Genomic DNA, 15,402 nt, shown 5'->3' with positions numbered 1-15,402 from the left:
GCTTTCGCGAAAGACAGATTGGAGAGCCTTTGATGTCACTTTTCACTTCGACCGCGGCATGGATCACTGACGAACACCGCATGTTTGCGGATATGGCTGGCCGATTCATGGATGATGAACTGTCACCGAATATCGAAGCCTGGGTTGAAAACGGGGCCGTTGATCGCGACTTCTGGCGCAAGGCTGGTGAAACCGGCCTGATGGCTGGTGCAATCCCCGAAGAATATGGCGGCGTCGGCGGCGGTATGGGCTTTGACGCCATCACCGCGTACGAACAGGGTGCACGGGGCGACGCTGGCTGGGGCTATGGTATTCAGTCGATCGTGACCCACTATCTTATCGCCTATGGCAGCGAAGATCAGAAACGGAAATGGCTGCCCAAACTGGCTTCGGGTGAGATGGTCGGCGCACTTGCCATGACGGAACCCAGCACCGGCTCGGATGTTCAGGCTGTGCGCACAACGGCCGAGAAGGACGGAAACTCCTACCGGCTGAATGGCTCGAAAATCTTCATCACGAATGGCCAGACGGCGGATCTGATCATCGTGGCCGCCAAGACTGACAAGTCCGAGGGCGCGCGGGGTGTGTCATTGATCGTGGTCGAAACCGAAGGGGCCGAGGGGTTTCGCAGGGGGCGCAACCTCAAGAAACTGGGGATGAAGGGCAACGACACGGCCGAGCTGTTTTTCGAAGATGTCAAAGTTCCGATGACGAACCTGCTGGGGGCTGAGGAAGGTCATGGGTTTTATCAGCTGATGAAGCAACTGCCATGGGAACGGCTGAATATCGCGATCATGGCGCTGGGTTCGATCGATTTTGCCATTGCCGAAACGGTAAAGTACGTGCAGGAGCGCAAAGCGTTCGGTCAGCGGGTAATGGATTTCCAGAACACACGTTTCAAGCTTGCAGAATGCAAGACCAAGGCCGAGGTGCTGCGCAGTTTCGTCAATGACTGTATCGGCAAGCTGGAGGCAGGCGAACTGGACGCGGCAACCGCCTCGATGGCCAAGTACTGGGGGTCAGAGGTGCAGAACGAAATCATGCACGAATGCCTGCAGCTGTTCGGCGGTTACGGTTTTATGATGGAGTATCCAATTGCCCGCCTCTACGCAGACGCGCGCGTGCAGATGATTTACGGCGGCACGAACGAGGTCATGAAAGAGGTGATTGCACGGTCGCTCGACGTCTGAAGGTATCCGGGCAGCCTCTTGCCGGATGTCATCATTCCTGACGGAATGTTCGCTTCTGTTGGACCTCGCAGGCCCGTGCTTGCGGGGTTTTTTCGTTGCTGACCCGACCGCAGTTGCCCACTTGCAAAGGACGTGCAGCGGTATGATGATCCGCCGAAAAGACTCAGAGGTCTGACGTGAACGATCCCGAACAAGCCCTGTGGCGGACTACATGTACCGAAGCAGTCATAGCTCTGCCGCTGGGTAGTGATACAACCGTTGATCTGGCTATCATAGGTGGCGGATATACAGGGTGTTCAGCTGCCTTGACGGCAGCCCGGTCCGGCGCTTCGGTCTGTTTGGTGGAAGCGCAGAAGATCGGGTTTGGCGGGTCGGGGCGCAATGTCGGTCTGGTCAATGCCGGGCTGTGGCTGCCACCGGATGACATCCGCGCGCATATCGGTGCAGAGGCTGGCGATCGCCTGATCGATCTGCTGGGCAAGGCACCGTCGGACGTTTTTTCCCTGATCGAAGAACACGGCATCACATGCGAACCCATTCGCAACGGAACCCTGCATTGCGCGCATTCCGCCTCGGGGCTGAAGAACCTGCAAACGCGCCACGCGCAGCTAAGCGGGTCCGGCGCGCCGGTAGCACTGCTATCGGTGGATCAGGCCCGTGACCGGACCGGTAGCGATGCCTTCCATGGGGCGTTGTTCGATCCTCGCGCAGGAACCATACAACCCTTGGCTTATGTCATGGGATTGGCGCGTGCCGCGTCTCAGGCCGGGGCGCAGATCCATGAACAAAGCCCGGTACAGACCCTTCGGCACGAAGGTGGGCAATGGGTATTGACGACACCGGGCGGGAACGTACGGGCGAGGTCCGTCATTCAGGCAACCAACGCCTATCACCTTGGCTTGCCAGATACTGCGCCTGCCTATGTTCCCGTTTATTACTTTCAATACGCAACGACCCCGTTGTCGCATAATCTGCGCGCCAGCATCCTGCCGCAGGCAGAAGGGTGCTGGGATACCGGGCTGATCATGACGTCCTTCCGGCTGGATCAGGCGGGGCGGATGATCATTGGCGGCATGGGCGATCTGGGGAATGCAGGACGCAGTGTGCATACCGGATGGGTCCGACGCAAACTGGCTGAGCTTTATCCTCAGCTTGCCGATCAGCCGTTTGAACAGGGTTGGCACGGGCGGATTGCCATGACCTCGGACCATATCCCGAAAATCACGCAGATTGGCCCCAACGCTCTGGCCGCGCACGGATATTCCGGCCGTGGTATTGGCCCCGGCACGGTGTTCGGTCGAATGATGGCCAAAAGTCTTCTTGCAGGTGAGCTTTCGCTTTTGCCCGTTCCTGCGGTGCATGAGCATCGCGAAAGCTGGACGCGCGTGCGCCGCGCCTTTTTTGAATCCGGCGCGGCGCTGACGCATCTGATAAAGGCGCGGATCTGAATTCAGACCGAGCGGGTGATGCCACCATCAACCCGGATATTCTGCCCGGTGATGTAGCCACCGCCTTCGGATGCCAGCAGGGCAACGACCGAGGCGACCTCGTCATAACTGCGCCCATAGCGCCCCATGGGAATGCGCGCGCGGAATTCTTCTTTTTCGGGCAGGCTGTCAATGAAACCGGGCAGGATGTTGTTCATGCGGATGTTTTCGGCAGCGTATTTGTCCGAGAACAGTTTGGTGAACGCGGCCAGCCCGGCGCGAAACACGCCTGAGGTCGGGAAAACCGGGTCAGGTTCGAATGCAGCGAAGGTTGAGATATTGATGATCGATCCACCGCCCTGCGCTTGCATGATCGGCGTCACAAGCCGCGAGGGGCGGACGGCATTCATGAAATAGACATCCATACCGGTGTGCCAATCTTCGTCCGTCAACTCAAGGATCGGGGCACGGGGGCCGTGACCAGCGGAATTGACCAGAACGTCAATACGCCCCCAATGGGCCATGGCCGCATCAACAAGCTTTTGCAGATCCTCCGTGGACTGGTTCGAGCCGGTTACACCGACGCCTCCCAACTCATGCGCCAGCGCTTCGCCCTTGCCCGAGGATGACAGAATCCCGACCTTGAAACCGTCCGCGGCCAGCCGCCTCGCGGAATCCGCGCCCATGCCGCTGCCGCCTGCTGTGATCAGTGCTACTTTCTCCATCTGACGTCTCCGTTTTGATTTGGTTTCAGGATGGCGAATGAATTGCGGTTTGACCAATCCGTTTTGTTGAGTACTCGTAACCGTGTCCCGCAGCCGAACCTGGCCTTTGTTATGCGCAGCTGACGGCTGTCTCAGGTCTGAAGGGACGCTGCGATGGCTTCTATCCGGTCGCGTAACCAGCGGTGGGCGGGGTCATTGGCCGATCTTTGATGCCAGACCATGTAGATGGACACAGGGGGACAGGCGAAGGGTAAAGGTGCGCAATCCAGCGCGGCAAGTGGGCCCTGTTTCATCAGTGCCGTATCTGTCGAGATCAGGTCGCTGCCCTGCACAAAGGCCGGGATCGCGTTGAAATGCGGCAGGGTTACAACCGCAGGATTGATCTGGCTTTGATCAACGCCGCGCATAACGGCACGGGCGTTTCGGCCATCGGCAAAGCGCACTTCGACATGGTCGCTGTGGCAATAGTCCTGCCAGCTGTCCGGGGGCGTGCGTTGCGTGGCGTCGTAGAACACCATCAGCGGGCTTTCGATCAGTCTTTTCTGGAAAATATCCGGTCCGTCGGGCGGCAGCGGGGTTAGCATCAACTGGCACCGGTCGCTGCGCAACAATTCGGGGTCGGGCACACCCGATGGGATGAATTCCAACCGCAGGCGCGCGCCTTCGGCGCGTGTGTCACGCAGCAACCATGGAAAGATCAGCTCTCGTGGCATGTCATTGGTGGCGATGCGGATGTTGATCTGTTCCGACAAAGGATCGAACGGCCGGCCGTCGGTCAGCGCGCGCATCCCGTCCAGTACCTTTTGCGCAGGCTCTTTCAGGGACAGGGCGCGTTCGGTTGGCGTCAGACCCTGACCTGAGCGAACAAACAGCGGGTCGCCCAGGACCTGCCGCAGTTTGGCCAGAGTATGACTGATCGCAGATTGCGTAACCCCCAGCCGATCTGCGGCTTTCGAGACCGAGTTTTCCTCGAGTATCGTCAAAAAAGTGCGTAGAACCTTGCCGTCGAGGTCAATGAAATCGAATTTGCTCATACCATTTATGATTAATCATGAATGGTTTTGCTGTCCATGGCGGGGTACGGGACGGGCATCAACAGGAGATATTCGATGGGGATCCGTTTATTCTCGGACAGAAACCGGCCCGTTCATATGGGCGGCTACCCGCTGGAGCGTTTGGCCCGGCAAGATGACATGCCGGATCTGTCGCTTGTGCCCGCTTTGGCCGAGCTGAGTTTCCACCGACCGGAACACCCTGACAGCATCGTCAATGCGATGGGTGAGTTTCAGGCGATGATGGACGCCATCCGCGACGGAATGGTGAACGCGGTTGCGTCCGAGATTCCATCTAACCCGCAGGAACGGGCCAACCACATAAAAGCGTTCGGTTACTTCAACGATGCGTCGATGATGGGGTGCGGTCCACTGCCATCTGACGCCCTTTTGCCCGAGGCTCGCCGCAATCCCGATATTGACCGGCTGGCCCACGCGTTGCGCACCCGTCAGACCAAAACGCTGGCATCCGGGATCGACGTCATCATGGCTGATCTGAAAGACAGTATGGAGGCTGCGCCCAAGCCGATCGACAGCCATCGGCACAGCATTGTCTTTCTTTATGAACACAACCGCGATCCCGACCCGTCCGAACCCGGCGCTGATTGGATAGTCGACGCGCAGGACCATCGCGCCTGTCTGCTGGCGACCGAGAATGCGGTGGTCATCGCCAATTACATCCGCCTTTTGGGCTTTGACGCACGGGCGCACAGCATGATGTCAACCGACGTTGATTTGGGCAAGCTGGCGGTCACCGCCGGGTTGGCTTCGGTCGAGGATGGAGAGGTTGTCGTGCCCTGGCTGGGCAAGCGCTTTGGTTTGGCCGCCGTGACGACTGACATGCCGATCGCCCATGACAAACCGCTGAAGCCTATGGCCGATCAGCCCTGGTTCCGGACGCAGGGGCCGGCATGGTGGTTGGGCACGGGCTTTGCCAAGAACGCCCTCAACCGTGACCCATATGCCAAACGGCGCTATGTGGACGGGGCGCATCCGTTTGAGAAACTCAAACGGGTCGAGACACCAACGACCTTTATTGACGAAGAGAATGTCGCTCGTGTGCCCAAGCGTGCAGATATGTTTGCTCGGGCGCAGTTCGGAGATATGGGCAAGTCGCTACAGGATGCGGCCAAAGGCGGGTATTACGTCCGCAAGGCAGCGCCGAGTTTTGCCCAACGCCGTGCTTTGGGTGCGTTTGTACTGTTGCAGGACGGTGAAAGCGCTGACGCGCCCAAGCCATCTGACGCACAACGCAACGCAGCAAACATCAAGGCTGCGACCTATTTTCTGGGGGTCGATGCGGTGGGTCTCAGCCGCTGCCCGGAATGGGCCTGGTATTCCCATGACGCGACGGGCGAAGAAATCGTGCCGCCCCATGATCAGGCCGTCAGCATGATCATCGATCAGGGTTATGAAACGATGGAGGGTGCCAGCGGCGACGACTGGATCAGCGTCGCCCAATCGATGCGCGCCTATCTGCGATTTTCGCTGCTGGGTGGCGTGATTGCACAGCAGATCCGCAATCTTGGCTACAAGGCCAAGGCGCATACGGTGATGGATGGCGAAGTTCTGCAACCTCCGCTTTTGTTGCTGTCCGGTCTGGGCGAAGTCAGCCGGATCGGCGAAGTGATCCTGAACCCCTATCTTGGGCCGCGACTGAAATCAGGCGTGGTGACCACGGATATGCCGATCGTGCATGACAGGCCCATCGATTTCGGTCTGCAAAGCTTTTGCGAGTCTTGCAACAAATGCGCGCGCGAATGCCCATCGGGCGCGATCACGGCTGGGCCAAAGCTGATGTTCAACGGCTATGAAATCTGGAAATCCGACAGCCAGAAATGCGCGACCTACCGCGTGACCACTCCGGGAGGCGCAATGTGCGGGCGGTGCATGAAGACCTGCCCTTGGAACCTTGAGGGTATCTTCAAGGAGCGCCCGTTCCGTTGGGCCGCGATGAACATCCCCTCGGCGGCGCCTGCATTGGCCAAGCTGGATGATGCGGTTGGCAATGGCGGTTTGAACGACACCAAGAAATGGTGGTGGGATATCGAGTTGCAGCCCGACGGGGCGTATCGGCCAACAACACACCCTTTGAACCGGCGCGATCTGCAAAAGGATCTGTACCTTAGATACGAAGATCAGACATTGGCGGTCTACCCGGCCTATCTGGCCCCGCACCCCTGGCCCTATCCGTTTGCAATGGATCGCGAGGCAGGAATTGCCGCCTATGAGGCCTTGGTGACAGCCGAAGAGTACAAGGCGCGTAAAGCTGCGGGGGATATGTCGATCATTCATCGTTATCAGGTCGCAGGTGACGCGCCGGTGATGCGGGTCGCTGTGACCAAGGTCGACAAGATGACCTCGGATGTCACCAAGTATGAGTTTTCCTCCCTTGACGGTGCGCCGCTTCCTGAATGGTCCGCAGGTGCGCATCTGGATGTGCTTGTCGCGCCAGAGTTCCTGCGCCAATACTCCATGTCTGGCGACCCGTCGGAACGGGGGTCTTATCAGATCGGTGTTCTGCGCGAGGATGAAGGGCGGGGTGGCTCGGCCTTGCTGCACCGAATTTTCAACGAAGGGCGCAAGGTTTTCATCTCGAAACCGATCAACCATTTCGAACTGAACGAAGGGGCGTCCAAAACCTTTTTGATGGGGGGTGGTATCGGTATAACCCCGATGATCGCATTTGCTCATCGCCTGCATTCATTGGGCATGGATTTCGAGTTGCACTACTCGGCCAGCACGCGGGGTGGGGCGGGGTATCTGGATGATCTGGCGGGGATGCCCTGGGCGAACCGCGTCCACTACCATTTCTCGGATGAAGGCTCGCGCGCTGATCTGGATGCGATCCTGTCGGGGTATCAGCTGGGATGGCACCTCTATACATGCGGGCCTGATCGGTACATGGAAGGGGTCATGCAGGCCGCGGAACATCAGGGTTTCCCCGAAGAGGCCCGACATCTTGAGTATTTCTCGGTCCCGGAAACCCCGGACTACGAAAACCACCCATTTATCCTGAAACTCGCGCGTTCAGGTAAAACGTTGCCTGTGCCCGCAGACAAGGATGCCGCTCAGGTTCTGAACGAGGCGGGTTTTCGCGTGGATGTGAAATGCGCCGATGGTATCTGTGGTGTGTGCAAATGCGGTGTCCTTTCGGGCGAGGTCGAGCATCGGGATTTCGTGCTGTCCAAAAAGCAGCGCCAAGGGGCGATGATTCTGTGCCAAAGCCGCGCTGCGGAGCCGGATGGTGTGATCGAGCTCGATCTGTAAGCATGGTCAGAAAGCGACCTTTGGACGGTTAAATTTGGTCGCTCGGCCCATGGACGTCAGGTGGGTGGTGAATTAACGTCGCCCCGAACCCAGATATCCCTGACCAACAGGTGCGAGGTAGCATTATGGATTATCACAGCCCCGCCAGCTTTGCCGAGGCTTCGGCTCTGGCCGCAAATGCGACGGGCATCACGCGCTTTCTGGCGGGCGGCACCGACGTTTTGGTGCAGCTGCGCTCGGAGTTGGTGACGCCTGATACGCTGATCGACATCAAGAAAATCAACGGTGTACACGACATTACCCGCAATGCTGATGGAAGCTGGACGTTGGGAATTGCCGCAACCGGTGCCGAAATGAGCGAGCATCCCGAGTTGGGTCGTGACTGGCCCGGTGTGGTCGAGGCGATGGACCTGATCGGATCAACCCAGGTGCAGGGGCGCGCAACACCGACCGGTAACCTGTGTAACGGCTCACCTGCGGCTGATTCCGTGCCCGCCATGGTCGCAGCTGGTGTGACTGTTACCGTGACCGGCCCGGACGGCACTCGCGAAGTCGCGGTCGAGGATATTCCGACCGGCCCCGGTAAAACCTCGCTGGCCAAAGGCGAGCTGATCTCGGCGGTCAATATCCCGGCACGTGGCGAAAACGGCGGCGATGCCTATCTGCGGTTCATCCCCCGCACCGAAATGGACATCGCTGTGGTTGGCGTTGGTGTGAACCTGCGTCTTGACGGCGACACCATCACTGAGGCCCGTGTATCACTGGGCGCCGTGGCCCCGACCGTTCTGCTGGTCGAAGACTGTGCCAAGGCCATTATCGGGAGCGCGCTGGATGATGCGGCCCTGGCTGCGCTGGCCGCCGCCGCCTCTGCCGCTTGTAACCCGATTGACGACAAGCGCGGCACGATCGCGTTCCGTACCGAGGTCGCAGGCGTTCTGGCAAAGCGCGCTGCAAAAATTGCCTATGCCCGCGCGAAGGGAGAAAACGCATGAAAAAGCTCCACGTAACCACCACCGTGAATGGCGATGCGGTCGAATACCTGTGTGATCCGCGTGAAACTCTGCTGGATTGTCTGCGCGACAAGCTGAACCTGACAGGCGCGAAAGAGGGCTGTGGCACCGGCGATTGCGGCGCGTGCTCGGTCACCGTTGATGGCCGTCTGGTCTGTTCATGTCTGATGCTGGGTGTCGAGGCTGAAGGTAAGCAGATCGAAACCGTCGAAGGCATCGCCGACGGTGATATTCTGCACCCGCTGCAAAAGAAGATGATCGAATACGCCGCCCTGCAATGCGGCATCTGCACGCCGGGCATTCTGGTGGCGGCCAAGTCGTTGCTGGAGAAAAACCCGAACCCGACCGAGGAAGAGACGCGGTATTGGCTGGCAGGCAACCTCTGCCGCTGTACTGGGTATGACAAGATCATTCGCGCCGTGATGGATACGGCGGCTGAGATGCGGGAGGCGTCGTAATGGCTCTGGACGATCGTAAATCAGACTTCACTTTTGTCGGCACCCGCCCCAACCGTCCCGACGGTCTGGACAAGGTGACCGGCCGCGCCAAATTCGGAGCGGATGCCTACGCCCCGGGAATGCTGCATGGCGCGATCCTGCGCTCACCTCATGCTCATGCGCGGATCGTGAAAATCGACACGTCGAAAGCCGAGGCGCACAAGGATGTCAAAGCTGTTGTGACGCGCGCCGACTTTGCTGAAGTGCCGTTTAAGCCCGGTCTGGAAGGTGAATTCTACAACGTTCTGGAAAACGTTATGGCCGGTGAGAAAGCGCTATATGACGGGCACGCGGTTGCAGCGGTCGCTGCGACTTCGGCATTGGCGGCGCGTGACGCGCTCAAGCTGATCGAGGTCGAATACGAAGTTCTGCCCCACGTCACCGATGTGGATAAGGCGATGGCACCGGATGCGCCTGTGATCCGCGAAAGGGCAGCGGATTATTCCGTGCCGGAAGGAATGCACCCGAACGTTGTCCGCTATCATGAAAGTGGTCACGGCGATGTCGAGGCCGGATTTGCCGAAGCGGATCTGGTCATTGAAGACAGTTTCGTCACTGAAGCGACGCATCAGGGTTATATCGAACCGCACGCCTGTCTGGCCATATTGGGTAATGACGGCAAAGGTGAGTTGTGGTGCACGACACAAGGGCATTGGATTGCGCAGAAAACCTGTGCCGCGCTTCTGGGAATTGAAACCTCGCAGTTGCGCGTCACTGCGTCTGAGATTGGCGGAGGGTTTGGCGGTAAGACAACCGTTTTCATCGAACCCGTCGCACTAGCGCTCAGCCGTAAGGCCAATCGCCCGGTCAAGCTTGTGATGACCCGGTCCGAGGTGTTCCGGGCCACTGGTCCGACTTCGTCTGCCTCGATGGACGTCAAGATCGGCATGAAGAAAGACGGCACGATCTCGGCGGCCCAGGGTGTTTTCCGCTTGCAGGGCGGGGCCTTTCCCGGTGCGCCGGGCGACATGACAGCCATGTGTGCCTTTGCGCCGTACAACCTGACCAACGTCAAGCAGATCGGCTATGACGTTATGTCCAACCGCCCAAAGCAGGCAGCGTACCGCGCGCCGGGTGCACCAATGGGCGCCTTTGCAGTCGAGTCCGTGATTGACGAGTTGTGCAACAAGCTGGGTCTCGACCCCGTTGAGGTGCGCCTGAAGAACGCCGCGCATGAGGGCACGAAAGCCAGCTATGGACCTACCTACGAGCGCATCGGTCTTGTCGAAACGCTGGAGGCAGCCAAGGCGCATCCTCATTATTCAGCTCCGCTGAAGCCGGGGCAGGGGCGCGGTATTTCCTGTGGCTTCTGGTTTAACCATGGTGGCGAGACCAGCGTTTCGCTTGCCTTGTCCGAGGATGGCTCGGCTCAGGTGATGGTCGGAACGCCTGATATCGGTGGCTCGCGCGCGTCGATGGCCCTGATGGCGGCCGAGGTTCTGGGCATCCCGTATGAAAACATCCGGGTGACCATCGCCGATACGGCCACGCTGGGCTACAATGACGTAAGCCATGGCTCTCGCGTGACCTACGCGTCAGGGCTGGCGACGATCAAAGCTGCGAGACACGCGGTTGAGAAACTGTGCGAACGGGCCGCGGCCAAATGGGGCATCCCGGTTGATGCGGTGAAATGGGAAAACGGCTGTGCGGTGCCCTCAGGCCCGAATGCAGGCGATTTCGATCCGATGCCGCTGGCCGATATCACCGCTGATATGGGCCGCACGGGTGGTCCGATCTCGGGCCATTTCGAGGCAACCCCCGAAGGTGCCGGCGTGTCTTTTGGCACCCATATCGTCGATGCCGAGGTTGACCCGGAAACCGGTAAGACCAATGTGACCCGCTACACGGTCATTCAGGACGCGGGCAAGGCGATCCACCCGACCTATGTCGAAGGCCAGTATCAGGGCGGTGCAGCGCAAGGTATCGGTTGGGCCCTGAACGAGGAATATATCTACGGCGAAGACGGTCGCTTGCAGAACTCGATCTTTCTCGACTACCGCATCCCGGTGGCCAGCGACCTGCCGATGATCGACACCGTGATCGTCGAGGTTCCGAATCCGGGCCACCCGTTTGGCGTTCGCGGTGTGGGTGAGACGGGTATCGTGCCGCCACTGGCCGCCATTGCCAACGCTGTGTCCAACGCGGCTGGCGTGCGGATGAAGCGGTTGCCGATGTCGCCGCCACGTATTCTGGCCGCTCTCAAGGACAATGGTTGAGGTTCACCTCTGGTCCGGCCTCCGGTCACTGACCGGGGGTCAGCAGGTGGTTGAGGTCGAGGCCAAAACCACTGGCGAGTTGCTACGCGCGCTCGTGCGTGCACATCCGCAGCTTCAGGCACCCATCGACGCTGGCGTGTCTATCGCTGTCGACGGGCGCGTGATCGCGACCGGACTGACCGAACCAATTCCAGAGGGTAGTGAAGTCTATCTGATGCAAAGGCTGAGGGGCGGTTAAGCGTCAGGCGACCAAGGTTCGCGCCCGACCAATCGGTCTGCCTCGGCCGTGATATCGTTCATATGCTGCTCAAGGCTTTGGCGCAGGGTTTCGATTTCGTCTTCACTGGCTTTGCGCGGAACTGTTTCTGTCCATTCCCGGCACAGAAACACCCCCTCGTTACCCCATGGGCGGGGCATCAATAGATGATCCCATGTTCCTGCTTCGCGCCCATGTTTCGCCGAAAAGGTAATACCAAACACGCGTTTGCCTGATGTGCGCGCCCAGACCAGCGGAACCGTTGACAAAACCCGCTCTGGTCCACGGGGTCCGTCCGCCGCTATGCCAATGGATATTCCCTGTTTCATCTTTCCAAGCACTTCGCGTGATAACGCCACGTGGCGCTGATGACTGGACATGGCAATCGTGTCCATTCCGAACAGCTTTTGCACGCGACCCACCATGCTGCCAGCCCGCGCAGACGATGTAATCGAACAGATGCGCCCCTTGTCCAGTGGGAAGAAATAGGGCGACTGCGCCAGCCGTTGATGCCAAAGAACAACGATGACCGGCTCACCCTGTTCGGCCAACTGGTCCAGTTCTTCATAGCCGATGCGCTGCCAACGTGTGTTGCGGTGTACCAGCCGAATATAATTTGCAATCCGACGCGCCACCCAGTTTAGCACAGCTTCGCTGTCTGCAATCTTCTTACGGAGGTTCACGCCGGGTTCCTTCTGCTAACCGGTCCTTGTCTTAGCGCACCATGCGTTTTGCGCAACTTGTTTGTCCGGACATTTCGTGGATCGGAATCTGAAAAAGCCTCTTGAGTCCGCCGCGCGGCTGGCATATCTGGGGCTCACTACAGGGGTATAGCTCAGTTGGTAGAGCGACGGTCTCCAAAACCGTAGGTCGCGGGTTCGAACCCTGCTGCCCCTGCCATTGAAATTGTCCGAATACTAAGTTGTGATTTCCAAGGATGAACGGGTTTCAGCCTTTGAGTTCGCTTTGCCAGTCTTAAGCCATTACGCGCTTGGGTCATTACTGGTCGCAGTATTGGCTCCGACAGCACTGCTACAATGGCGCGAGGCCATCGTGCCCTGTTATTGTCTTTTGTTGGCACCTGTATTTTCGTGCGGACCTACGGCATCCAGCTTTTCAGCCCACATATGCTGATATTCTTGAAACACCGCAGGCTTGTTTGAGTGGAGCGCCATCAATGCACACGCGGCCCACATAGCGACATCGTAATCCGAGTCGGTCTTTTTCAGTATTTGCGCATTCAGTGCAGCGGCTTCTGATGTCGAAGGTTTATGCATTGCCATCGGACCCCTTGTGCCAACTGGTACTGTTACTCGCAATCGTCCTGCCCCGGACACTCACCAAAACCAACAGATTTCATTATGTGGGTAGAACAGTGAATGGGCTGGAAACAAGACGTTAACGTGTCATTAACTTTTAGCTGGGGCAGATGTCTACAAGAGTGTTCATGTGAACGGTCCAAAGGTGAACTAAGTCACAGACCAATCACTTGAATTCCACTTTACTTACAATTGTTACGAGTTGGCGCTCACGTTCGGTACATGACGCTGTTTTTGTTTTTCCCTCCTGTGGCTGGGGCGCGCTTGTGGTTGAGCGCGCCCTTCCCATGTCCGAATAACTAGGTTACCGCCGATGCCAGTTCTGAGGCGGTAATCGAGGTTTCCTTGGGTGGGCGATTGACTTATTGTCCGGCCACGACGCAATCAGCCGGATGAGGATACATGTCGCGTTTTGATGGATATTTCCTGCGGCAATTGCTGGTTTTATTCGGCTTCTTCACCCTTGTCCTGGTGGGTGTGTTCTGGATCACCCGTTCCGTCAGCCTGTTTGACAAGGTCATCAGCGGTGGCCAGTCCGCTATGGTGTTTCTTGAATTCACCGCGCTTACCCTGCCGACGCTGGTTCGTACGGTTATGCCGATGGCGGTATTTGCGGCGGCTGTCTATGCGACCAATAGATTGAGCCGCGAAAGCGAGATGACAGTGATGCTGGCAACCGGGTCAAGCCCCTGGCGACTGGCGCGTGCCGTAGTATTGTTCGGTGTGATCACCGGTCTGATGATGGCCGCCATCAGCGTGTTCCTGCGCCCGGCCTCGGTCCAACAACTGGAATTCCGGCAAGCCGAAGTTGCAGGAGATGTGACAGCGCAGTTGTTGAATGAAGGTGAATTTCTGCACCCTGCCGAAGATGTTACGGTTTACATCGGTGGCATCGATCTGGACGGTACGTTGCACGAGGTGTTCGTATCGGATCGCCGCGACCCGGAAAACGCGGTCAGCTATTCCAGCGTGACAGCCTATCTGGTCAATAACGACGCGGGAATTCATCTGGTGATGGTCGATGGGGTGGCGCTGCGTTTGAACAAGGCGGGCAGGGTTCTGTCCTCGACCCTGTTTCAGGACGCATCATATGACATTTCGCAACTGACGAACGCAAGCCCGTTGGCAAGCCGCAGCCTCGAAGCCATTCCAACCTCTGATCTGATCCTCAACCGGGATGCGATTTCTGAAACCGAGGGGTTCAGCCAGGGTAAATTGATCGAAGAACTGCATCAGCGATTTTCCTGGATAGCCATTTGCATCGCCGTATCGCTGGCGGGTTATTCAACCCTGATGTTAGGCAGCTTTTCACGGTTTGGATTGTGGCCTCAGATTTTGGGTGCCTTTACCATTCTTGTGCTGCTTGAAGGTGTTCGCGGGTTTGTGTCCCCGGTTGTGATCGATGACCCGAAGCTTTGGGTGCTGCTTTACCTTCCTGCCGTTATGGGTGTGTTGATCTCGTGCTGTTTTCTGCTTGTCGCAGGTCGTCCACTTATGCGGAAACGTGCGCGCAGGTCCGAGGTCATCCCAACACCCGCTTGATTTCAGGTTCGAAGTTCTTCCAGACAACAACGAATGTCGTCGAATTCTTCGCGATCACTACGGGCGACCAGATACATCGGCAGCCGCAGGCTCACACTGTCCTCTACCGGTTCGAGTGCACCCGAAGCCAGATGTTGCGAAATGACGTAATCGGGGAAGTAGCCGCATCCGCCTCTATGCAAGACATAACGTAGCGCCATCATGCAATTTCCCAGAAACAAGATCTGCCCCGAGGCGCGTCGCACGGCCGATCTGACGTGGTCTTGGTAAATCTCTCCAAGTTCAAGGTTGACGAAGACCAAATCGTTTTCTGCTGTTGCTGCTTGCGGGGTTTTGACCAGGGTTAGAAGCTCCGGTTCCAGCTCGTGGTAGGTGACGCGTCGGTCTGATGGCGTTTCATGCGTGATCGCCACGTCCAGCACATGGGTCGCCACAGCTTCAACCATGTTCAGATCGTGGTCGTAATTCAGTGTCAGCAGCAGTTTGTCAAAGCGCTGTTCAAACCGAACAGCCAGATCCACAAGCAAAGGGTCCCAGATGCTAAGCTGACTACCCAACCGAAGCGCTGGACGGTTCTGTGTCTGCAACGATAAATCCCGCGACGCGAAGGCCCAAAGGGACAGAATTTGTTCTGCATATGGTTTGAATTGTCTGCCAAACTCGGTCAGCGCCGTGCCACCGGCTCCGCGGGTAAACAGTGGTCTGCCGGTTTCTTCTTCGATCAAATGAATGCGCGCGCTGACGGCCGTTTGAGTCACATTCAGCTTGCGGGCAGCGGCATGAAAACCACCTGTCTCGGCCACACATAGAAAGGTTTCCAAAGCTTTGGTTCGCATACCGAGAGTATTTTTTGATCATTGTGATAAAATCAATTCATTTTTTTGAAGTTGCGACTCGT

13 protein-coding genes and 1 tRNA gene are annotated in these 15,402 nt (G+C 57.9%); 9 read left to right on the top strand and 5 right to left on the bottom strand.

The annotated features are described in order from the left end of the window. Window positions 1-32: 32 nt before the first annotated feature. Window positions 33-1,190 carry an acyl-CoA dehydrogenase family protein gene (locus ACR0J7_RS09460; protein WP_480914022.1) on the top strand — a complete coding sequence of 386 codons (1,158 nt, stop codon included), beginning with the start codon at window positions 33-35 and terminating at the stop codon, window positions 1,188-1,190. A gap of 176 nt (window positions 1,191-1,366) precedes the next feature. Next, window positions 1,367-2,638: an NAD(P)/FAD-dependent oxidoreductase gene (locus ACR0J7_RS09455; protein WP_480914020.1), complete on the top strand. Its 1,272-nt coding sequence runs from the start codon at window positions 1,367-1,369 to the stop codon at window positions 2,636-2,638. A gap of 2 nt (window positions 2,639-2,640) precedes the next feature. On the opposite strand, the gene ACR0J7_RS09450 is transcribed toward ACR0J7_RS09455, so the two are convergent. Further along, window positions 2,641-3,342 carry an SDR family oxidoreductase gene (locus ACR0J7_RS09450; protein ID WP_480482134.1) on the bottom strand — a complete coding sequence of 234 codons (702 nt, stop codon included), beginning with the start codon at window positions 3,340-3,342 and terminating at the stop codon, window positions 2,641-2,643. Between the two features lie 131 nt (window positions 3,343-3,473). Beyond that, window positions 3,474-4,376, bottom strand: coding sequence for a LysR family transcriptional regulator (locus ACR0J7_RS09445; protein WP_480482132.1), 903 nt, complete (start codon window positions 4,374-4,376; stop codon window positions 3,474-3,476). A gap of 75 nt (window positions 4,377-4,451) precedes the next feature. Here ACR0J7_RS09445 and ACR0J7_RS09440 point away from each other — a divergent pair, with 75 nt between their 5' ends. The 5 genes from ACR0J7_RS09440 to ACR0J7_RS09420 all read left to right on the top strand — a co-directional run bounded on the left by ACR0J7_RS09440 (window position 4,452) and on the right by ACR0J7_RS09420 (window position 11,625). Continuing rightward, window positions 4,452-7,664 (top strand): reductive dehalogenase, encoded by a 3,213-nt coding sequence (locus ACR0J7_RS09440; protein WP_480914018.1) that lies wholly within the window; start codon window positions 4,452-4,454, stop codon window positions 7,662-7,664. Window positions 7,665-7,789: 125 nt separating this feature from the next. Further along, complete coding sequence (locus tag ACR0J7_RS09435; RefSeq protein WP_480475624.1) at window positions 7,790-8,656, top strand: FAD binding domain-containing protein; 867 nt, start codon at window positions 7,790-7,792, stop codon at window positions 8,654-8,656. Then, window positions 8,653-9,132, top strand: a complete 480-nt coding sequence (locus ACR0J7_RS09430) for a (2Fe-2S)-binding protein (protein WP_209597982.1) — start codon at window positions 8,653-8,655, stop codon at window positions 9,130-9,132. The genes ACR0J7_RS09435 and ACR0J7_RS09430 overlap by 4 nt, the downstream gene beginning before the upstream one ends. Further along, the gene (locus tag ACR0J7_RS09425; protein WP_480914016.1) at window positions 9,132-11,387 is read left to right on the top strand and encodes a xanthine dehydrogenase family protein molybdopterin-binding subunit; all 2,256 of its coding nucleotides are present in this window, start codon (window positions 9,132-9,134) and stop codon (window positions 11,385-11,387) included. The genes ACR0J7_RS09430 and ACR0J7_RS09425 overlap by 1 nt, the downstream gene beginning before the upstream one ends. Further along, the gene (locus ACR0J7_RS09420) at window positions 11,380-11,625 is read left to right on the top strand and encodes a MoaD/ThiS family protein (RefSeq protein ID WP_170346142.1); all 246 of its coding nucleotides are present in this window, start codon (window positions 11,380-11,382) and stop codon (window positions 11,623-11,625) included. The genes ACR0J7_RS09425 and ACR0J7_RS09420 overlap by 8 nt, the downstream gene beginning before the upstream one ends. Here ACR0J7_RS09420 and ACR0J7_RS09415 read toward each other — a convergent pair. Further along, window positions 11,622-12,326 (bottom strand): lysophospholipid acyltransferase family protein, encoded by a 705-nt coding sequence (locus ACR0J7_RS09415; protein WP_480899448.1) that lies wholly within the window; start codon window positions 12,324-12,326, stop codon window positions 11,622-11,624. The two genes, ACR0J7_RS09420 and ACR0J7_RS09415, sit on opposite strands and share 4 nt — an antisense overlap. A 141-nt stretch (window positions 12,327-12,467) precedes the next feature. Between ACR0J7_RS09415 and ACR0J7_RS09410 the strand changes: the two genes are divergently transcribed. After that, window positions 12,468-12,543: transfer RNA gene (locus ACR0J7_RS09410), tRNA-Trp, on the top strand. A gap of 161 nt (window positions 12,544-12,704) precedes the next feature. On the opposite strand, the gene ACR0J7_RS09405 is transcribed toward ACR0J7_RS09410, so the two are convergent. After that, window positions 12,705-12,926, bottom strand: coding sequence for a hypothetical protein (locus ACR0J7_RS09405; protein ID WP_480899450.1), 222 nt, complete (start codon window positions 12,924-12,926; stop codon window positions 12,705-12,707). Between the two features lie 438 nt (window positions 12,927-13,364). Here ACR0J7_RS09405 and lptF point away from each other — a divergent pair, with 438 nt between their 5' ends. Then, window positions 13,365-14,504, top strand: a complete 1,140-nt coding sequence (lptF, locus tag ACR0J7_RS09400; protein ID WP_480870121.1) for an LPS export ABC transporter permease LptF — start codon at window positions 13,365-13,367, stop codon at window positions 14,502-14,504. A gap of 2 nt (window positions 14,505-14,506) precedes the next feature. Here lptF and ACR0J7_RS09395 read toward each other — a convergent pair whose 3' ends face one another. Beyond that, a complete protein-coding gene (locus ACR0J7_RS09395) occupies window positions 14,507-15,340 on the bottom strand; it encodes a LysR family transcriptional regulator (protein WP_480773726.1) in 834 nt (277 codons plus the stop codon). Window positions 15,341-15,402 lie beyond the last annotated feature (62 nt).

It is taken from the genome of Ruegeria sp. O4, assembly GCF_056535125.1.
Note: the sequence above shows the minus strand (reverse complement) of the source record. Positions and strands in the feature narration are given on the sequence as shown.